Genomic DNA, 20,214 nt, shown 5'->3' with positions numbered 1-20,214 from the left:
CGTTATGTATCTTGGGATTGATATTGGCACCTCCGAGCTCAAAGCGCTGATCATCAATGCGCAGGGTGAGATCATTGCCTCGAATCACGCCACGCTCAACGTGCAGCGCCCCCATGCGCACTGGGCAGAACAGGATCCCGAGCGCTGGTGGCAAGCGTGCGGTGATGTCCTTGCTGGATTGCGCCAGCAGGATGCGCTGGCCTGGAGCGAGATTCGCGCGATGGGTTTGTCCGGGCAGATGCACGGCGCGGTGCTGCTGGATGCGCAGGGCAAGGTGCTGCGCCCGTGCATTCTGTGGAATGACACGCGCAGCGCGCCGCAATGTGCCGCGCTCAGTGCCCAACATCCGGAAATGATGCAGCTCAGCGGCAATATGATTATGCCGGGCTTCACCGCACCTAAACTGCGTTGGGTGGCAGAACATGAGCCTGAGATTTTCCGTCGCATCGATAAAGTGCTGCTGCCGAAAGATTACCTACGCTGGCGTTTAACCGGACAATTTATCAGTGAACCTTCAGACGCGGCAGGCACGTTGTGGCTCGATGTAGCTCAGCGCGACTGGTGCGACGAACTGTTAGCCATCACCGGTCTCACGCGCGCCAATATGCCGGCGCTAGTGGAAGGCAGCGCGGTGAGCGCCCCATTGAAAGCCGAACTGGCAAGTGAATGGGGCTTGTCGGCCGCGGTCTGCGTGGCGGGCGGCGGTGGCGACAATGCCGCATCGGCGGTTGGTGTGGGCGCGGTTAATCCGGGTGATGCTTTTATCTCGCTGGGTACCTCCGGCGTGATTTTTGTCGTCAACGATCGTTTGCTGGCCGATCCGCAATCGGGCGTGCACGCCTTTTGTCACGCCTTGCCCGGACGCTGGCACCAGATGAGCGTGATGCTCAGCGCCGCCAGCTGCCTGCGCTGGCTGTGTAATCTGCTCTCCGTTACCGAAAGCCAACTGATGGAAGAGATGGCACAGCTCAGTGAAGAGCAGCGGCGTCATGCCCCGGTTTTCCTGCCCTATCTTTCCGGTGAACGCACGCCACACAACGATCCTGACGCCTCCGGTTCTTTCTTCAATCTGCGCCACGAAACACCGCGTGCGCTGCTCGGCTACGCAGTAATTGAAGGCGTAGCTTTTGGTCTGGCCGACGGGTTCGCGGTGCTTGGTGATGCGCAGCGCCAGATTCAGCAGTGCAGCCTGACCGGCGGTGGGGCGCGCAGCACGTTGTGGGCGCAGTTGATCGCCGATGTGCTGCAACTGCCGATCGTCACGCATCCCGCCAGCGCGTCCGGCGCATTGGGGGCTGCGCGTCTGGCATGGCTGGCCGCGGGTGGTGTGGAGAGCGAAGTTTGCCTAAAACCGCCGGTGCAGGCGCGATATCAACCAGATGCTGCGCGCGGCAAGGTGCTGCAGCAGCGATTGCAGCTGTTCCGCACGCTCTATGCACAACAGCAGCAGGCGCGAGTGTTGTTGCCTGAATAATTCCAGACAGAGGATGAATGAGATGCAATCGAATGATTACTGGTTTGGCTTACCGAAAAAGATGTTCTGGGGCTTCCTCGCCATCGCTATTTTTATGGCGGGTGACGGCTTTGAAATGGCATTTCTGTCGCGTCACATCACCGATATGGGCTTCACGCCAGCGCAGTCGGCGGTAGTATTTACTTTTTACGGACTGGCGGCAGCGCTAGCGGCGTGGGCATCGGGCGTGGTAGCGGAACTGATTACGCCCCAGCGTGCCATGATGATTGGCTTCGTGCTGTGGATTGTCATGCACACGCTGTTTATGTCGCTGGGACTTGGCATGCGCAACTATCCGCTGATGGTGCTATTTTACGGCATTCGCGGTCTGGCGTATCCGCTATTCATTTACTCATTCATGATGATGCTGGTGCAGGTGCTGCCGCGTGAAAAACTGGCGGCAGCCACCGGTTGGTTCTGGGCAATGTATTCCGTCGGTATCGGTGTGGTCGGCAGCTATTTACCGAGTCTGACCATCCCGATGCTCGGCGAAACCGGTACGCTGTGGCTGGCGATTATTTGGGTTGCCTGTGGTGGCGTGCTGGCCTATTTCAGCTTGCGCCATGTGCCGGTTGATCGTTCGCGCGTCAATTTGCCGATGCGCGATAAAATGACCGAAATGTCGCGGGCAGTAACTATTCTGTTTACCAACCAGCACGTGTTTTATGCTTGCCTGATTCGCATCATTAATACGCTGTCACTGTTTGGTTTCGCCATTATCATGCCGCTGCTGTTCGTTGATCGTCTTGGTTTTACCATTTCCGAATGGCTGCAAATCTGGGCGGTGTTCTTCTTCGTTACCATTTTTACCAACATCTTCTGGGGCATTACCGGCGAGAAGCTGGGTTGGATCCGTCAGGTGCGCTGGTTTGGCTGTCTCGGTATGGCCATCTCCAGTCTGGCGTTTTACTACCTGCCGCTGTATGCCGGGCATAACTTCTGGGTGGCGCTGATTCCGGCGGTGATGTTAGGAATTTTTGTCGCCGCCTTCGTGCCGATGACCGCAGTGTTTCCGACACTGGAGCCGCATCACAAAGGCGCCGCCGTGTCGATTTATAACCTGTCGGCCGGACTGAGTAATTTTGTCGCGCCCGCGATTGCGTCGGTGTTGCTGCCGTTTTTCGATATCGTCGGCGTGGTGTGGGCGTATACCGCGCTGTACGTGTTTGCTGGCGTACTGACCTTTATCATCCGCGTGCCGCAGCCGGGACATACGCATGAACCGGCGGCAGTGAAATCACGCGTGGCGCAGCAAAGGAGTTAATCTGTGATAGGCGGGCGCCATTAATGGCGCCCCTACACGACATCCCGCAACGCTTCCTCCAAATCGTACCAGCGAAAACCAAAGCCTGACTCTTCCAGGCGCTTCGGCAACACATGTTGGCCGCCGAGCACCAGTACCGCTGATTCGCCCATCATCAGCTTGATGGCGCTGGCGGGCGTGCGCATAAAGGCTGGGCGATGCATCACATGGCCGAGCGTGGCGGCGAACTGCTCATTGCGCACCGCATAGGGCGCAACCATGTTGAACGGGCCGCGCAGTTCAGAGTGATCGATCAACCACAGCAGCGCGTTAACCAAATCGTCGATATGAATCCACGGTAAATACTGTTTGCCGCTACCAATCGGACCGCCTACGCCAAGTTTAAACGGCAGTTTCATCTTCGATAACGCGCCGCCTTCTTTCGCCAGCACCACGCCGGTGCGCAGCAAACAGACGCGCGTGCGATCGCTCTGTGCAGTTAACGCCAATTGTTCCCAACGCGCGCACAGCGTATGGGTAAATTCATCCTGGCCCGGATCCTCTTCGGTCAGCACCAGGTCGCCGGTATCGCCATAAAAGCCGGTAGCCGAGCCGGAAATCAAAAATTGCGGGGGATTGCTGCTGGCGTGAATCAGCGACACCAGCTGCTCGGTGATCAGCCAGCGGCTTTCGCACAGCCGCTGCTTCTGCTGTTCGGTCCAGCGTTTATCGGCGATCGGTTCGCCCGCAAGATTAATCACACCATCAATACCGTTTAAATCGGTTTGCTGATTGATGCCGGACCACAGCGCCACGCTGGCGTCGAGTTTCTCGCGTGCGGCGGCGACATCGCGCGTGACGACGCTCACCTGATGGCCAAGCTGCAACAGACGCGGAATCAGATGGCGGCCAATCAGGCCGGTGCCGCCGATGATCAGTAAATGCATGTTGAGCCTCCTTGTCATTTTTTATCTGCTCAGATTGAGCATAGAAGAGAAGCGTGCGCGCGGCGTGACTCGGCTTACGCTTATGAAGAAAAAGGAAAAGTCAGCGCTGGTCTTAGCCGCTAAAGATCCGACCAGCGCACCATTGCCTTAATAAATAAAAATCGGTAAACATGATGCACACCTGACGCTTTTCTGAGGCAGCCAATGAATTATCCAACCATTACTTTGTGGTCAGATTCTTGCTTTTTCAGCCCTTACGCCATGTCGGTTTATGTTGCGCTCACCGAGAAAGGCATTCCCTTCACCCTTAAGCGCGTCGATTTATCGCAGAATGCGCAGTGGGATGAGGAATACCGCGCGCTGTCGCTGACCTGCCGTGTGCCGACGCTGCAAATCGATGATGTGCTGCTGACGGAATCTTCAGCGATTGCTGAGTACCTGGAAGAGCGTTTTCCGGCGCCAGAGTTCGAGCGGCTCTATCCGCGCGATCGTGAGAAACGGGCGCATGCGCGCGAAGTGCAGGCATGGCTGCGCAGCGACTTAATGGCGCTGCGCTCTGAGCGTCCAACCGAAGTGCTGTTCGCCGGCGAACGCTTTGCGCCGCTTACGCCGGCAGGTGAGCAAGCTGCCAACAAACTCATTGCTGCGGTGCAGCGCCTTTTGCCTGATGGACAGCAAAATCTGTTTGGCGAATGGTCGATTGCGGATACCGATTTAGCCGTGATGATTAATCGCCTGGCGCTGCACGGCGATGCGCTGCCGGTGAAGCTGCAACACTATGCGGAGTTCCAGTGGCAGCGTGCTTCGGTGCAACTCTGGTTAGCGGAATCGGGTAAAACACGCTGAGCACGATGCGCCTTGCGATGGCGAAAAGAACGCTTTACCTTACCGCTCATTCTAATAAAGCATGGCAAACAGGCGCGTGCTGGGCACGCCGAAAACAGAAAAGGGTTACGGATGGTGGATCAAACGGCAGGTGACGGTATCGAGTGGGTTGATATCGTTAACGAAGAGAACGAAGTCATTGCGCAGGCCAGCCGTGCGCAGATGCGTGCGCAGTGTCTGCGTCATCGCGCTACTTATATTGTGGTGCACGATGGTATGGGCAAAATTCTGGTGCAGCGTCGTACTGAAATCAAAGACTTCATGCCGGGTATGCTGGACGCCACTGCCGGTGGCGTGGTGCAGAGTGGGGAAGACCTGCTGGAATCGGCGCGTCGTGAAGCGGAAGAGGAATTGGGTATCGCGGCCGTTCCATTCGCCGAACACGGCCAGTTCTATTTTGAAGATCAGCATTGCCGCGTATGGGGCGGGCTGTTCAGCTGCGTTTCCCATGGCCCGTTTGCCATGCAGGAAGAGGAAGTGGATGAGATCTTCTGGATGACGCCGGAAGAGATCACCGCGCGCTGTGACGAGTTCACCGATGATTCGCTTAAGGCGCTGTCGCTGTGGCTGAGCCGAAACAGTGATGCTGCACGTCGTAAACAGAGCAGCGAAGCGTAATCTTGCCGTAAGGTCGCCATTTTTGGCGACCTTATACACATCATTGTTAATGTTCCCGCAGAATCCCCGCCAACAGTGCCAACGCATCCTCGAACTGCGCATCGGGAATAGTCAGCGGATAGAGGAAGCGGATCACGTTGCCGTACACGCCACAGGTTAGCAGAATCAAACCTTTTTCCAGCGCCTGCTGCTGAATAGCTTTGGCAATCTCCGCCGACGGCTTGCCCGCCGCATCATTGAATTCCGCCGCCATCATTGAGCCATAACCACGAATTTCCGCCAGCGCTTTACAATCTGCTCGCTGCAACGTCTGTTTTAATCGGCTGCCAAGCTGGTTGGCGCGGCTGCACAGCGCCTCTTCTTCGATAATGTCTAACACCGCCAGCGCCGCCGCAATCGCCGGTGGACTGCCAGCATAGGTTCCGCCCAGGCCGCCGGGTTCTGGCGCATCCATGACTTCTGCGCGTCCCGATACCGCCGAGAGCGGGAAACCGCCGGCCAGACTTTTCGCCATGGTGATGATATCGGGCTGCACGGCGTAATAGTCGCTGGCGAACAGCTTGCCAGTGCGCGCAAAACCGCTCTGGATCTCATCGGCGATCAGCAGTATGTCGTGGCGATCGCACAACTCCCGTAGCGCAACGACAAACTCTGGCGGCGCAGCGTAGAAACCGCCTTCGCCCTGAACCGGTTCAAAGATAATGGCTGCCACCTGCTGCGGGGTGATATCGCTGCGGAAAATCGCTTCCAGGCTGTCGAGCGCATCGCTCACGCTGACCTTGTGCAGCGCGTTGGGATAGCGCGCGTGAAACACCGGGCTGGCGAAGGGGCCGAAGCCGGTTTTATACGGCACCACTTTCCCGGTCAGCGACATTGTCATATTGGTGCGGCCATGAAACGCGCCGGTGAAGGCGATGATGCCGGGCCGACCGGTGGCCGCACGCGCAATTTTGACCGCGTTTTCGACCGCTTCAGCACCGGTTGAGAAAAAGGTGGTTTTCACCGGCCCGCTAATCGGCACCAGCGCATTTAATCGCTCAGCGAGATGAATGTAGTTCTCATAAGGGATGATTTGAAATGCGGTGTGGGTAAAGCATTCTAGCTGCTGTTGCACCGCAGCCATTACTTTCGGGTGACGATGCCCGGTGTTAAGCACTGCGATGCCTGCGGCAAAATCGGTGTATTCGCGGCCATGTTGATCCCAAACCGTGGCATTCTCGGCTTTTACCGCATAGAAATCACACATCACACCTACGCCGCGCGGCGTGGCTTGTAAACGACGGCGGTGCACATCACTGTTGCTCATTATTCACCTCGCAATTAGCGGCAGACTTCAATCAGTGTTAACGCAGCGTGAGGTTTATGCCAGTGAAGTACGGGGCAAAAAAAAAGCACGCACCGAAGTGCATGCTTTTTTGGTGGGCGGGAAAGGGGATTAGCCTTCGGCCTGCTGCGATTGAATCGCCGTCAATGCGATGGTGTAGACGATATCATCCACCAGTGCGCCGCGCGAGAGGTCGTTCACCGGCTTACGCATGCCTTGCAGCATCGGTCCGATGGAGATCAGATCGGCAGAACGCTGTACCGCTTTGTAAGTGGTGTTACCGGTGTTCAGATCCGGGAAGATGAACACGGTAGCGCGGCCGGCAACCGCAGAGTTTGGCGCTTTGGATTTGGCGACGTCTTCCATAATCGCGGCGTCGTACTGCAGCGGACCATCGATCACCAGATCCGGGCGCTTTTCCTGCGCGATGCGCGTGGCTTCACGTACTTTCTCAACGTCGCTACCGGCACCGGAGTTACCGGTTGAGTAGGAGATCATCGCGACGCGTGGATCGATACCGAAGGCTTTGGCTGAGTCGGCAGACTGAATCGCGATCTCTGCCAGCTGTTCTGGATTGGGATCCGGGTTGATGGCGCAGTCGCCATACACCAGAACCTGCTCCGGCAGCAGCATGAAGAACACCGACGACACCAGCGAGCTGTTTGGCGCGGTTTTGATCAGCTGCAGCGGTGGACGAATGGTATTCGCAGTGGTGTGAACCGCGCCGGAGACCAGACCGTCAACTTCGCCGCTCTCCAGCATCATGGTGCCGAGCACCACGTTGTCTTCCAGCTGCTCCTGCGCCACCACTTCGGTCATGCCTTTGCTCTTACGCAGCTCAACCAAACGTGGCACGTAATTTTCACGCACTACTTCTGGATCCACGATCACAATGCCTATGCCGAGTTCAACACCCTGCGCCGCCGCAACACGCTGAATCTCTTCCGGATTGCCGAGCAGCACACAGGTAGCGATGCCGCGTTCGGCGCAAATTGCTGCCGCTTTGACGGTACGCGGCTCGTCGCCTTCTGGCAGCACGATGCGTTTGCCGGCTTTGCGCGCCAGCTCGGTGAGCTGGTAGCGGAATGCCGGTGGAGACAGGCGACGGCTGCGCTCGGACGTGGCGGTCAGCGATTCCACCCAATCTTCGTTAATGAAGCTAGCTACGTACTCCTGCACTTTCTCGATGCGCTGCGTATCGTCAGTCGGGACTTCGAGGTTGAAGCTTTGCAGGCTAAGCGACGTCTGCCAGGTGTTGGTTTTCACCATAAACACTGGCAGGCCGGTCTGGAACGCACGTTCACACAGGCGTGCGATGGGCGCTTCAATCTGATAGCCACCGGTTAACAGCACTGCACCGATTTCTACGCCGTTCATTGCGGCTAAACAGGCTGCAACCAGTACATCAGGACGATCGGCGGAGGTTACCAGCAGTGAACCCGGACGGAAGTGCTCCAGCATGTGTGGAATGCTACGCGCACAGAAGGTGACAGATTTCACACGGCGCGTCTGGATTTCACCTTCGTTGATGATATCGGCGTTCAGGTGACGGCACATATCGATGGCGCGAGTGGCGATCAGATCAAAGCTCCACGGTACACAACCCAGCACCGGCAGCGGACTGTTGGCAAACAGCTGCTTTGGATCGATGTTGGCGATGCTGGCTTTAGAGGAGTCATCAAAAATTTCTGACAGATCCGGGCGCGTACGACCTTGCTCATCCACCGGCGCATTCAGTTTGTTGATGATCACGCCAGTGATGTTTTTGTTTTTGCTGCCGCCAAAGCTGCTTTGCGTCAGTTCGATACGCTCTTTGAGCTGCGCCGGAGAATCGTTGCCCAGCGCCATCACGAAGACGATTTCGGCGTTCAGGGTTTTAGCGATCTCATAGTTCAGAGCAGATGCGAACTGATGTTTACGCGTGGGGACCAGACCTTCAACCAGCACCACTTCCGCGTCTTTAGCGTTTGCGTGATAGTTGGCAATGATCTCTTCCATCAACACGTCTTGCTGGTTAGATCCAAGCAGCGACTCAACGCGTGACATCTGCAGCGGTTCTGCGGCAGGAATCGCGGAGCTTTTACGGATAATGCTGGTGGTTTGGTCTGGCGCATCGCCACCCGCACGTGGCTGGGCAATTGGCTTGAATACGCTCAGGCGCACGCCTTTGCGCTCCATGGCACGGATCACGCCGAGGCTGACGCTGGTCAGACCGACGCTGGTGCCGGTAGGAATGAGCATAATTGTACGTGACACGATAGAAACCTCTCAGGTGTTGCAGACTGTCTAAAACAACTCCGTCAGCCTAAGCTGACGGAGAGAAGTGTTTTTAAGCGGTGAGACGCGCGGCGTCTTGAGCAATCACCAACTCTTCGTTGGTTGGGATCACCACGGCTGCGCGCGTGCCTTCTTTGTTGATGAAACCCGATTTGCCGAAGCGTGCTGCCAGGTTGCGCTCGTGATCGACTTCGAAGCCGAGCAGACCCAGTTTCTGCAGCGCCAGCTCGCGCACCATCGCCGCGTTTTCACCAATACCACCGGTGAAGACCACGGCGTCCAGACGGCCTTCCATCAGCGCAGTGTAGCTGCCGATGTATTTCGCCAGGCGGTGGCAGAACACATCCATCGCACGCTTAGCATCTTCTTTGGTGCTGTAGTTGTCTTCCACATAGCGGCAGTCGCTGGTGACTTCGGTCAGACCTAACAGGCCAGACTCTTTGGTCAGCAACTTATTGATGGCATCAACGCTCATGCCCAGGGCATCATGCAGGAAGAAGATAATCGCAGGATCGATGTCGCCACTGCGCGTGCCCATCACCAAACCTTCCAATGGCGTCAGGCCCATGGAAGTATCAACACACTGACCATTGCGAATAGCAGAAACGGAACCGCCATTACCCAAGTGGCAGGTGATGACGTTCAGTTCGCTAACGGGTTTGTTCAGCATTTTCGCGGCTTCCTGCGTCACATAGTAGTGGCTGGTGCCGTGTGCGCCGTAGCGACGAACGCCGTGCTCTTTATACAATTTGTACGGCAGAGCATAGAGATAGGACTCTTCCGGCATTGTCTGATGGAATGCGGTGTCAAAAACCGCGACATTTTTATCAGAAAGATGTGGGAAGTTTTTCAGCGCTTCATCTATACCGATCAGATGCGCAGGATTGTGCAGCGGCGCAAAAGAAGAGGCGTCTTTGATGCCCTGAATAACAGATTCGTCGATGATGACTGATTTGGTCAGCTGCTCACCGCCGTGAACAATACGATGGCCGATTGCAGCGATTTGTGCCGAAAGCTCTGGTTTTTGTGCCAGAATAGTTTTGACCATGAAATTCAGTGCTTCGCTGTGTGCCGCACCCGCGCCAAGCTGAGCTTCTTGTTTGCTGCCGTCCAGTTTCCACTTAATACGTGCTTCCGGTAAATGGAAACATTCAGCCAAACCGGAGAGGTATTCGTCGCCGGTAACAGGGTTAAGGATGGCAAACTTTAGTGAAGAACTGCCGCAGTTCAGAACCAGAACTAACTTCGTCGACATGGAAGTACCTATTTTTGTTAAATAGTGGCTAAAAAAAACGCAATCAGACTAACAGCGTAGCCCATGAAAGCTGGTAGGTTAATGATAAACATCATGTGCTAGTCAAAAATTCAGTGACATGCAAAAAATTTTGGTGATTTTACGCTTATTTTTGATAAGCACTTAGCGAAACATGGCTCTGGCCGCTCTTTTATTGAGCTAAAGCTTCCGGTAATGTTACTCAAACGGCGTCAGAATACTCACTGTCACCCGCAAAGACAAAAACTTTTGAAGGATGTCACGTAAAGTTGTGTAGTTATCGGTTTATTTTAAATATTGCAGATTTAGTTGAGGTCTATCATGGCGAATGAGACAGACAAACCCGGCTGGTTCGGCTTGTTCCAGCGCGGACAGCGATACATGAAGACCTGGCCTGCAGACAAGCGCCTGGCGCCGGTATTTCCTGAAAATCGCGTGGTGAATGCAACGCGTTTTGCCATTCGCTTTATGCCGCCGCTGGCGATTTTCACCCTAACCTGGCAAATCGCGATGGGGGGACAACTTGGTCCAGCAATTGCCACCGCGCTGTTTGCCTGCAGCCTGCCGATGCAAGGATTATGGTGGTTAGGTAAACGTTCGGTAACGCCGTTGCCGCCGACGCTGCTGCAGTGGTTCCATGAAGTGCGTACCAAACTGCAAGAAGCGGGGCAGGCGATTGCACCCGTTGACGGTAAGCCGACATATCAGTCGCTCGCCGATGTGTTGAAGCGCGCGTTTAAACAGCTTGATCGCACTTTCCTCGACGATCTTTGATCCGCGGACGCTTTTACCTGCCAGAGAATTTGAGCCAAATCCCGGTTCAAATCAAAGAAAAGTGGTGCGGACATACACGCATCACTCTCCTTGTGTAATCATTTCTTCATTGTTTAAATCTTAAGCGGCCGCCTGGCCCGGGAGCAAACCATGGAAATGACCCACGCACAACGATTGATCCTCTCCAATCAATACAAAATGATGGCCATGCTGGAACCCGATAACGCCGAGCGCTATCGTCGTTATCAAACCATTATTGAACGCGGCTATGGCTTACAGTTACGCGAACTCGATAAGGAATTCGGCGAGCTAACCGAAGCGACCTGTCGCTCACTGATCGATATTATGGAAATGCATCATGCGCTGCATGTTTCGTGGTCGAACCTCAAAGATGGCAGCGCGATTGACGAGCGTCGCCTGGCGTTTCTCGGCTTTGATGCGGCCACCGAAGCGCGTTATCTCGGCTACGTGCGTTTTATGGTGAACGTAGAAGGGCGCTATACCCATTTTGATTCCGGCACACACGGCTTCAATGCCCAAACGCCGATGTGGGAAAAATACCAACGCATGCTTACGGTGTGGCACACTTGTCCGCGTCAATATCATCTCAGCGCGAATGAGATCGCGCAGATTATCAATGCCTGAATAAGGAGCGACGCGTGAAGTACAGGGGTTTTCTGTTTGATTTAGACGGTACGCTGGTGGATTCACTGCCTGCTGTGATTCGCGCATGGTCATTGTGGGGTGAGCGCCATGGTTTGTCTGCGGAAGAGGTCCTGAGCTATATCCATGGGAAGCCTGCGATCAACTCGCTGCGCCATTTCATGGCGGGACAATCTGAAGAGGCGATTCAGGCGGAATTTCTCTGGCTTGAACGCCTCGAAGCGGAAGACACGCATGGCGTACAGGCTATTCCGGGCGCATTAGCGTTACTGTCAACGTTGAACGAGTTGCAGATCCCATGGGCGATTGTCACATCGGGGTCGATCCCTGTTGCCTATGCGCGCCATAAAGCCGCCAATCTACCCATGCCAGAGGTGTTCATCACCGCGGAGAACATCAAGCACGGTAAGCCGAATCCCGAGCCTTATTTGCTGGGCGCCGAGCGTTTGGGGCTTTCAGCGACGCAATGCGTGGTGGTTGAGGATGCGCCAGCGGGCATCATTTCAGGATTGGATGCGGGCAGTGCGGTGATCGCTATAAATGCGCCAGCCGATGCGCCGCGCATTGATGAAGTCACCTTCCGCGTCGCTTCGCTTGAACCGTTAAATGTCACTAAAGAAGATAGCGGTGAATTTACCCTTTCTATCACCGCATAAAAAAACGGGCCGCTGCGGCCCGTTTTTTTACAGCGGCGTATCCTGTGAGATTTCATCCAGCGACAGGCTAAAGCTGGGAATAAACACCTCAACAAAATAATCCATTTCCGGCGAGTGCCGCTGCGTCAGGGTTTTCTCCAGGCGCGCTTTGGCCAGCAAAAACTCGTTATTACCCGCCGACAACTCTTCCAGACACTTCACATAGGCGCAAAGTGCATCCGCTTGCTTAACCACGGATTGTTCACTTTCGCTATGCATGTGTTCATCTATCAGCGGCCGATAAGCGTCCTGCAGTTCGGGCGGCAGCATATCGATGAGTTTCTGCTGGGCAATTTTCTCGATCTTTTTATATTCGTGCGCAATTTGCGCGTTGTAGTACTTCACCGGCGTCGGTAAATCCCCGGTCAATACTTCGCTGGCATCATGATACAGCGCTAGCATGGCAATGCGCTCGGCGTTGAGGTTGCCGTTAAACTTTTTGTTTTTGATGATGGCGAGCGCGTGAGCAACCATCGCCACCTGCAGACTATGCTCGGAAACGTTTTCAGTGCGCACATTGCGCATTAATGGCCAGCGGTTAATCAGTTTGAGACGGGAGAGGTGGGCGAAAAAATGGCTACGAGTCATGGACGGTTCCTGTTCGCACGGCGGGGAAGATATCTTTTCCCCGAAATGCGAACAGTATACGCGTCACAATTTACTGGCGATACCCTTGTAAGAAACGACCAAACTTGCTGACGGCCATTTCCAAATCGTCCACGCGCGGCAGCGTAACGATGCGTACGTGATCCGGCCACGGCCAGTTGAACGCGGTGCCCTGAACCAGCAGCACTTTTTCCTGCAACAGGAAATCCAGCACCATCTTCTGATCGTCGAAGATGTTGAATTTCTTGGCGTCAATACGCGGGAACATATAGAGCGCACCTTGCGGCTTCACACAGCTGACGCCAGGAATATCATTAATTAATTCCCACGCACGCTGGCGCTGTTCATACAAACGTCCGCCGGGCGCGATAAATTCACTAATGCTTTGATAACCACCCAATGCGGTCTGAATCGCGTGTTGTGCAGGAACGTTGGCACACAGGCGCATCGACGCCAGCATCTCCAGACCTTCAATGTAACCTTTAGCGTGTTTCTTCGGACCATTCAAAACCATCCAGCCCTGACGGAAACCCGCCACGCGATAGGTTTTGGACAAGCCGTTGAAGGTCACCGTCAGCAGATCGGGTGCCAGCGCAGCAATCGAATGATGTTGTGCTTCGTCGTAGAGAATCTTGTCGTAGATTTCATCGGCGAAAATAATCAGATTGTGCTGGCGCGCAATTTCAACAATCTCAAGCAAAAACTCTTTGCTGTAAACCGCGCCGGTCGGGTTATTCGGGTTAATGATGACAATGCCACGCGTGCGCGGGGTGATCTTGCTGCGAATATCATCCAGGTCAGGGAACCAACCTGCTGATTCATCACACAAATAATGCACCGCTTTACCGCTTGACAGCGAAACGGCAGCGGTCCACAGCGGATAATCCGGCGCAGGCACCAGCATTTCATCACCGCTGTTGAGCAATGCCTGCATCGCTTGCACAATCAGTTCGGATACGCCGTTACCTATATAGATGTCTTCGACAGTGACATCGCGCATGTCACGCGCCTGGTAATGCTGCATGATCGCTTTACGCGCCGAATACAGCCCCTTTGAATCGCAATAACCCTGCGAGCTCGGCAGATTGCGAATGACATCGACCAGAATTTCATCAGGTGCTTCGAAACCAAACGGGGCAGGGTTGCCGATGTTCAGCTTGAGAACTTTGTTGCCTTCTTCTTCGAGACGTTTAGCTTCTTTCAGTACCGGGCCACGGATGTCATAACAGACATTTTCCAGCTTGCCGGATTTATCAATTTGAAAATTCATTGTTACCGCCTTTATGGGCAGAGTCCTTTAACCTGCCACCAAAAATCAAACTCGCCCAATTTACTCTTCTCACCTTAACAAAAGAAGGGCAGCGCTTGGTTTTGGCGTGTTTGCCATTTTTTCCCCTTTCACGTGGCGTAAAAGTCATTGGAAATCGATTAATCTGGTTCATTAGTCCACAAATGTGAAGAATGTTAATATTAAACGCTGGTAAGGTGTGCCTGACGTGTAAATGCCTTCTTCCATCGACATCCGAGACTATTCAGAAATTTTTCAGTCAAAACTGGCTTAAAAAAACATTAGCGACCAGACGAAATAGTTAAATGAATCTTGTTGGATGGCGAAAAATTGTCTGGTAATGATTAAGCACTGTTTGGCGTCACAAAATAGAGTTCATTCTCATACACTTTTTATTGGCAGAATTAAGCACCACCATCAGCTGCAACTCAGTGTAAAACACGCGTAAAATAGCATTTGCGCTGTATCTTTAACGTAAGTGTTTGAGATTCAGAACCTGGAGGGGTTAAAAAAAGAGCAGCATTATGGCAGGATGTGTGCGAAAAGACTTTTGGTCAAAAATTGCGATGTTTTGAACAAAAACATTTCCATTTATAGCGTAAAAATGATTAAGTATAATTTATTATTTGATGCACTTTATCGCTTCGCATCTACATAACATGATGTTATTTCTTTTAACCCGCAGGGACTTTGTGCGGGAGACATAGACAACTACGCAGCTTCCAGCACCTGTACGACTTACGTTTTCGGCCCAGAAGTTCTGCTGTCTATAATGACGACGCTGCTCTGATCTCAGAGTGGTGCGATCGTCGGCATCCGCCTGACAAATTTTTTCATGGCAGCTCCACACAGGGCTGTCATTAAGCACCATTGCCTCTTATCTCTTTGATAAATCGGGTAATACACCAGGGTAGTAGTTTTAAAAAATCTTATAAGTGAAGAAAAAACATGACTAATGCAAATCGTCCGATACTGAATCTCGACCTCGATCTGCTGCGTACATTTGTTGCCGTTGCCGATCTGAACACTTTCGCAGCCGCCGCTGCCGCCGTGTGCAGAACGCAGTCCGCAGTGAGCCAGCAGATGCAACGTCTGGAACAATTGGTAGGTAAAGAGCTGTTTGCCAGACATGGACGTAATAAATTGCTGACGGAGCATGGCATTCAACTGCTGGGTTACGCCAGGAAAATCCTTCGTTTTAATGACGAAGCTTGCACCTCTTTAATGTACAGCAACATCCAGGGCGTTCTGACCATTGGCGCTTCAGATGATACCTCAGATACCATTCTGCCGTTCCTGCTTAACCGCGTAACGTCGGTCTATCCGAAGCTGGCCATTGATGTGCGTGTTAAGCGCAACCCGTTCATGATGGAAATGCTTAATCAAGGTGAAGTCGATCTGGTTGTGACCACGTCCAGCCCAGGAAACTTTACTTATCAGGTACTGCGTACTTCACCAACGTTGTGGTACTGCGCGGCAGATTATATCTTCCAGCGTGGAGAGGCCATTCCTTTGGTTCTGTTGGATGAGCCAAGCCCGTATCGTGATATGGCCATTGATCACCTCAACGAGGCTGGCATTCCGTGGCGCATCTCGTATGTTGCTTCAACGCTGGCTGCCGTCCGTGCAGCGGTTAAAGCCGGTTTGGGTGTGACAGCGCGTCCTGTTGAGATGATGAGTCCAGAACTGCGCGTGATGGGCGCGGCAGAAGGTTTGCCAGTATTGCCTGACACCCAGTATCTGCTGTGCCGTAATCCAGACAGCGATAACGAACTGGCGCTGGCGATCTTCAATGCCATGCAGTCCACCAACGATCCTTATAATCTGAGTGCTAATCCAGACGGTACCTTGTTACTGGATGATGAAGAGTAAGGGTTGCAGTTACTGGTAATTCCTCTCAATTGGAATACCGGTTAATTGTTAAAACTGATAAAAAAAAGCCTTAGCGGGATAATTATCCGCTAAGGCTTTTTTTATGCCTTTTAACACGTCCTTTTTAGAGCGATTTCCAGAAAAAGATTTCACTCAACATCTTAAAAATGAAATGTGTTCCATTTTTGCTCCACATGGAATGATTTTATCAATTCGTGCCAACTTTCCCAGGGCAATTGCCCGTCCACTCCGCTGTTTTTTGCAGCATAAAACCCAGTTATGTGCTTTAGATCAAAAAAATACCCCTGATAAGGGGGGGGAATCTCGGGCGAGACCTGTCAAAATATGATTGTTAAATGCACGATCCACGCATGTGAATACCCGCTACACTAAAATTAACCTCACAAACTGAAGCGATTTAGCTGGCGCTCAGAGGGTTGAATGTTAATAATATGATGCAGCTGTAAAATAATGTTTGGATACTTTTGTCAAAGTTGACAAAAGGTTATAGAAAGGAGTAAAAACCCCTATAAAATTGCTGCTTTATGGCTAATGACAGCAAAATTTATAAGGTTTTTTATCCTTCCCTTGAATCGATGTGGTGTGTTTGCTGCAACAGCGCAGGATGCCATCACCACTTTTGATGAGTAAGCAAAGAGTATGTCGACAACTACAGAAGTGATCGCTCATCACTGGGCATTTATTATTTTTATCGTTATCGCATTCGGCCTGTGTGCCTTTATGTTGACCGGTGGCTGGTTGTTAGGTGGTCGTGCGCGTGCGCGACACAAGGACACCCCGTTCGAATCGGGTATTGAGTCGGTCGGTGACACTCATATTCGCCTCTCTGCAAAATTCTATCTGGTTGCGATGTTTTTCGTCATATTCGACGTCGAAGCCCTCTATTTATACGCATGGTCGACTTCCATTCGCGAAAGCGGTTGGGTCGGCTTTGTCGAAGCCGCAATTTTCATTTTGGTGCTCTTGGCAGGCCTGGTTTATCTGGTGCGCATCGGTGCGCTGGATTGGGCTCCTGCGCGTCGTCGCGTAGTGGTCAAATCTGTCCCGGTCAGTCACAGCCACACCAACCCTCATAAGCAGTAAAAGCGAGGCAATAAGATGGACTACACGCTGACACGCGTAGACCCGAACGGGGGCGGCGATAACGATCGTTATCCTCTACAGAAACAGGAAACGGTTACCGATCCGCTGGAGCAACACGTTCACCGCAGCGTCTACATGGGCAAGCTCGAGCACGCCCTGCATGACATGGTGAACTGGGGTCGTAAAAACTCACTCTGGCCGTATAACTTCGGCCTTTCCTGTTGCTACGTGGAAATGACCACATCCTTCACCGCAGTGCATGACGTGGCACGTTTTGGCGCCGAAGTTATGCGCGCCTCGCCACGCCAGGCTGACTTCATGGTGATCGCCGGTACGCCATTTACCAAAATGGCGCCGGTTATTCAGCGTTTATATGACCAAATGCTGGAGCCGAAATGGGTGATTTCCATGGGCGCATGCGCTAACTCGGGTGGCATGTATGACATCTACTCGGTGGTGCAGGGCGTGGATAAATTCCTGCCGGTTGACGTGTACATTCCTGGCTGCCCGCCGCGTCCAGAAGCGTATATGCAGGCATTGCTGCTGCTGCGCGAGTCGATTGGCAAAGAGCGTCGTCCACTGTCTTGGGTGGTCGGTGATCAGGGTGTTTATCGCGCCAATATGCAGCCAGAGCGTGAAAGAAAGCGTGGCGAGCGCATTGCCGTCACCAACCTGAGATCGCCAGACGAAGTTTAAGCTTCCCGTACACGGATGGAGCCACGGCCACAGCAAAACATCACAATTTAATGTGCGCCGCCATCCTGACGCCTTCTTTTGAGCGCCTGATTACAGGCCGGAATGGTGAGTAACGTATGACTGATTTAACCACGCAAGATCTCGCTCAGCCTTCATGGCAAACCCGCGATCACCTGGATGACCCAGTGGTCGGCGAGCTGCGTAACCGTTTTGGGCCGGACGCCTTTACCGTTCAGGCTACCCGCACCGGGATTCCGGTTGTCTGGGTGAAGCGTGAACAGCTATTAGAAATCGTTGAATTCCTGCGCAAGCTGCCAAAGCCCTATGTCATGCTGTATGACTTACACGGTTTTGATGAGCGTTTACGCACTAACCGCGCCGGTTTGCCCGCCGCGGATTTTTCCGTTTTCTATCACCTGCTTTCAATTGAACGCAACCGCGACATCATGCTCAAGGTCGCTTTATCTGAAAACGATCTGAATGTGCCAACCATCACCAAAATTTTCGCTAACGCCAACTGGTATGAGCGCGAAACCTGGGAGATGTTTGGCATCACTTTCAATGGTCACCCGCACCTGACGCGCATCATGATGCCGCAGACGTGGGAAGGCCATCCACTGCGTAAAGATTATCCGGCGCGCGCTACCGAGTTCGATCCCTTCGAGCTGACCAGGCAGAAAGAAGATCTGGAGATGGAGGCACTGACCTTCAAGCCTGAAGATTGGGGCATGAAGCGCAGCACCACCAATGAGGACTTCATGTTCCTCAACCTCGGTCCGAACCACCCCTCTGCGCACGGTGCTTTCCGCATCATTCTGCAGTTAGATGGTGAAGAAATCGTCGATTGCGTTCCCGATGTCGGCTACCACCATCGTGGCGCGGAGAAGATGGGCGAGCGCCAATCCTGGCACAGCTACATTCCGTACACCGACCGTATCGAGTATCTCGGCGGCTGCGTGAACGAAATGCCGTACGTGCTGGCGGTGGAAAAACTGGCGGGCATTACCGTGCCGGATCGCGTCAATGTGATCCGCGTGATGCTGTCTGAGCTGTTCCGCATTAACAGCCATCTGCTCTATATCTCCACCTTTATTCAGGACGTCGGCGCGATGACGCCAGTGTTCTTCGCCTTTACCGATCGTCAGAAAATCTATGATGTGGTGGAAGCGATTACCGGTTTCCGTATGCACCCGGCGTGGTTCCGCATCGGCGGCGTCGCGCATGACCTGCCGAAAGGCTGGGAACGTCTGCTGCGCGACTTCCTCGACTGGATGCCGAAGCGTCTGAAAGAGTACGACAAAGCCGCACTGCGCAATACCGTGTTGATGGGCCGTTCGCAAGGTGTTGCGGCGTACAACATGGACGAAGCACTGGCGTGGGGCACCACCGGCGCAGGTCTGCGCGCCACTGGTTTAGATTTTGACGTGCGCAAATGGCGTCCATATTCAGGTTACGAAAACTTCGATTTCGAAATTCCGGTTGGCGCTGGCATCAGTGATGCGTACACCCGCGTGCAGCTGAAAATGGAAGAGATGTGGCAGTCACTGCGCATTCTGGAACAGTGCCTGAACAACATGCCTGAAGGCCCGTTCAAAGCGGACCATCCGCTGACAACGCCGCCGCCGAAAGAGCGCACGCTGCAGCACATTGAAACCCTGATCACTCACTTCCTGCAGGTTTCGTGGGGCCCAATCATGCCGGCCAACGAATCCTTCCAAATGATTGAGGCGACCAAAGGGATCAACAGTTACTACCTGACCAGCGATGGCAGCACCATGAGCTATCGCACCCGCGTGCGTACGCCGAGCTTCCCGCATCTGCAGCAGATCCCATCGGTGATCCGCGGCAGCCTGGTATCCGACTTGATCGTTTACCTCGGTAGTATCGATTTTGTTATGTCAGACGTGGACCGCTAATTATGCACGATCAAAAAATTGCTATTCACACCATCGACCCTACTGAGGTCTTCGTGCTGAGCGAGGCCGAGCACCACGCTATCGAGCACGAGAAACACCATTACGAAGATGCACGCGCCGCTTCGATCGAAGCGTTGAAGATCGTGCAGAAACAGCGTGGCTGGGTGCCGGACGGCGCGATTAACGCCATCGCAGATGTTCTGGGGATTCCAGCCAGTGATGTTGAGGGCGTAGCGACTTTCTATAGCCAAATCTACCGTACGCCGGTTGGCCGTCACGTTATTCGCTACTGTGACAGCGTGGTGTGCCACATCACGGGTTATCAGGGGATTCAGGATGCGCTGGAGCAAAATCTGAACATCAAGCCGGGCCAGACTACGGCGGATGGACGCTTTACGTTGCTGCCAACTTGCTGCCTGGGTAACTGCGATAAAGGGCCAACCATGATGGTGGATGAAGATACCCACGTTCATCTGACGCCTGAAGGCATCGCCAACTTGCTGGAGCAGTATCAATGACC

The 20,214-nt window shown here is 53.5% G+C and carries 18 protein-coding genes; 12 read left to right on the top strand and 6 right to left on the bottom strand.

Annotation, left to right across the window (positions count from 1 at the left end):
• The first annotated feature begins 4 nt into the window (after nucleotides 1-4).
• Nucleotides 5-1,474, top strand: a complete 1,470-nt coding sequence (gene xylB / locus P6287_RS13135) for a xylulokinase (protein ID WP_137386202.1) — start codon at nucleotides 5-7, stop codon at nucleotides 1,472-1,474.
• Nucleotides 1,475-1,496: 22 nt separating this feature from the next.
• A complete protein-coding gene (locus tag P6287_RS13130; protein ID WP_192233267.1) occupies nucleotides 1,497-2,777 on the top strand; it encodes an MFS transporter in 1,281 nt (426 codons plus the stop codon).
• Nucleotides 2,778-2,809: 32 nt separating this feature from the next.
• On the opposite strand, the gene P6287_RS13125 is transcribed toward P6287_RS13130, so the two are convergent.
• A complete protein-coding gene (locus P6287_RS13125) occupies nucleotides 2,810-3,703 on the bottom strand; it encodes a TIGR01777 family oxidoreductase (RefSeq protein WP_277973843.1) in 894 nt (297 codons plus the stop codon).
• Nucleotides 3,704-3,907: 204 nt separating this feature from the next.
• Between P6287_RS13125 and yfcF the strand changes: the two genes are divergently transcribed.
• Nucleotides 3,908-4,549, top strand: a complete 642-nt coding sequence (gene yfcF, locus P6287_RS13120; protein WP_008105173.1) for a glutathione transferase — start codon at nucleotides 3,908-3,910, stop codon at nucleotides 4,547-4,549.
• Nucleotides 4,550-4,660: 111 nt separating this feature from the next.
• A complete protein-coding gene (gene yfcD, locus P6287_RS13115; protein ID WP_007889295.1) occupies nucleotides 4,661-5,206 on the top strand; it encodes an NUDIX hydrolase YfcD in 546 nt (181 codons plus the stop codon).
• Between the two features lie 46 nt (nucleotides 5,207-5,252).
• On the opposite strand, the gene P6287_RS13110 is transcribed toward yfcD, so the two are convergent.
• The 3 genes from P6287_RS13110 to ackA all read right to left on the bottom strand — a co-directional run bounded on the left by P6287_RS13110 (nucleotide 5,253) and on the right by ackA (nucleotide 10,062).
• On the bottom strand, nucleotides 5,253-6,512 hold the full coding sequence (locus tag P6287_RS13110) for a 4-aminobutyrate--2-oxoglutarate transaminase (protein ID WP_277973842.1): 1,260 nt from the start codon (nucleotides 6,510-6,512) through the stop codon (nucleotides 5,253-5,255).
• Between the two features lie 129 nt (nucleotides 6,513-6,641).
• Complete coding sequence (gene pta, locus P6287_RS13105) at nucleotides 6,642-8,786, bottom strand: phosphate acetyltransferase (RefSeq protein ID WP_277973841.1); 2,145 nt, start codon at nucleotides 8,784-8,786, stop codon at nucleotides 6,642-6,644.
• Nucleotides 8,787-8,859: 73 nt separating this feature from the next.
• Entirely contained in the window at nucleotides 8,860-10,062 is a 1,203-nt protein-coding gene (ackA, locus tag P6287_RS13100) for an acetate kinase (RefSeq protein ID WP_277973840.1), read from the bottom strand.
• A gap of 339 nt (nucleotides 10,063-10,401) precedes the next feature.
• Here ackA and yfbV point away from each other — a divergent pair, with 339 nt between their 5' ends.
• The 3 genes from yfbV to P6287_RS13085 all read left to right on the top strand — a co-directional run bounded on the left by yfbV (nucleotide 10,402) and on the right by P6287_RS13085 (nucleotide 12,173).
• Nucleotides 10,402-10,854, top strand: a complete 453-nt coding sequence (yfbV, locus tag P6287_RS13095) for a terminus macrodomain insulation protein YfbV (protein ID WP_101763650.1) — start codon at nucleotides 10,402-10,404, stop codon at nucleotides 10,852-10,854.
• 150 nt (nucleotides 10,855-11,004) lie between these two features.
• Nucleotides 11,005-11,499 (top strand): YfbU family protein, encoded by a 495-nt coding sequence (locus tag P6287_RS13090; RefSeq protein WP_101763651.1) that lies wholly within the window; start codon nucleotides 11,005-11,007, stop codon nucleotides 11,497-11,499.
• Between the two features lie 14 nt (nucleotides 11,500-11,513).
• Nucleotides 11,514-12,173: a sugar phosphatase gene (locus tag P6287_RS13085; RefSeq protein ID WP_192233271.1), complete on the top strand. Its 660-nt coding sequence runs from the start codon at nucleotides 11,514-11,516 to the stop codon at nucleotides 12,171-12,173.
• 27 nt (nucleotides 12,174-12,200) lie between these two features.
• Here the strand turns inward: P6287_RS13085 and yfbR are convergent, their stop codons facing one another.
• Together yfbR and P6287_RS13075 are read right to left on the bottom strand one after the other, a co-directional pair.
• Nucleotides 12,201-12,800: a 5'-deoxynucleotidase gene (yfbR, locus tag P6287_RS13080; protein ID WP_277973839.1), complete on the bottom strand. Its 600-nt coding sequence runs from the start codon at nucleotides 12,798-12,800 to the stop codon at nucleotides 12,201-12,203.
• Nucleotides 12,801-12,870: 70 nt separating this feature from the next.
• Nucleotides 12,871-14,088, bottom strand: coding sequence for a pyridoxal phosphate-dependent aminotransferase (locus P6287_RS13075; RefSeq protein ID WP_277973838.1), 1,218 nt, complete (start codon nucleotides 14,086-14,088; stop codon nucleotides 12,871-12,873).
• A gap of 966 nt (nucleotides 14,089-15,054) precedes the next feature.
• On the opposite strand from P6287_RS13075, the gene lrhA reads away from it, so the two are divergent.
• The 5 genes from lrhA (at nucleotide 15,055) to nuoE (ending at nucleotide 20,212) form a co-directional block, all read left to right on the top strand.
• On the top strand, nucleotides 15,055-15,978 hold the full coding sequence (gene lrhA / locus P6287_RS13070; RefSeq protein WP_021509211.1) for a transcriptional regulator LrhA: 924 nt from the start codon (nucleotides 15,055-15,057) through the stop codon (nucleotides 15,976-15,978).
• A 660-nt stretch (nucleotides 15,979-16,638) separates the two neighbouring features.
• The gene (locus tag P6287_RS13065; protein ID WP_277973837.1) at nucleotides 16,639-17,082 is read left to right on the top strand and encodes an NADH-quinone oxidoreductase subunit A; all 444 of its coding nucleotides are present in this window, start codon (nucleotides 16,639-16,641) and stop codon (nucleotides 17,080-17,082) included.
• A gap of 15 nt (nucleotides 17,083-17,097) precedes the next feature.
• A complete protein-coding gene (locus P6287_RS13060; RefSeq protein WP_008105151.1) occupies nucleotides 17,098-17,778 on the top strand; it encodes an NADH-quinone oxidoreductase subunit B in 681 nt (226 codons plus the stop codon).
• 116 nt (nucleotides 17,779-17,894) lie between these two features.
• A complete protein-coding gene (gene nuoC, locus P6287_RS13055) occupies nucleotides 17,895-19,694 on the top strand; it encodes an NADH-quinone oxidoreductase subunit C/D (protein WP_101763654.1) in 1,800 nt (599 codons plus the stop codon).
• 2 nt (nucleotides 19,695-19,696) lie between these two features.
• Nucleotides 19,697-20,212 (top strand): NADH-quinone oxidoreductase subunit NuoE, encoded by a 516-nt coding sequence (nuoE, locus tag P6287_RS13050; RefSeq protein ID WP_101763655.1) that lies wholly within the window; start codon nucleotides 19,697-19,699, stop codon nucleotides 20,210-20,212.
• Nucleotides 20,213-20,214 lie beyond the last annotated feature (2 nt).

Source organism: Pantoea sp. X85 (assembly GCF_029623675.1).
Classification (GTDB): domain Bacteria; phylum Pseudomonadota; class Gammaproteobacteria; order Enterobacterales; family Enterobacteriaceae; genus Pantoea; species Pantoea leporis.
This window is presented reverse-complemented; position numbering and strand designations above follow the sequence as displayed.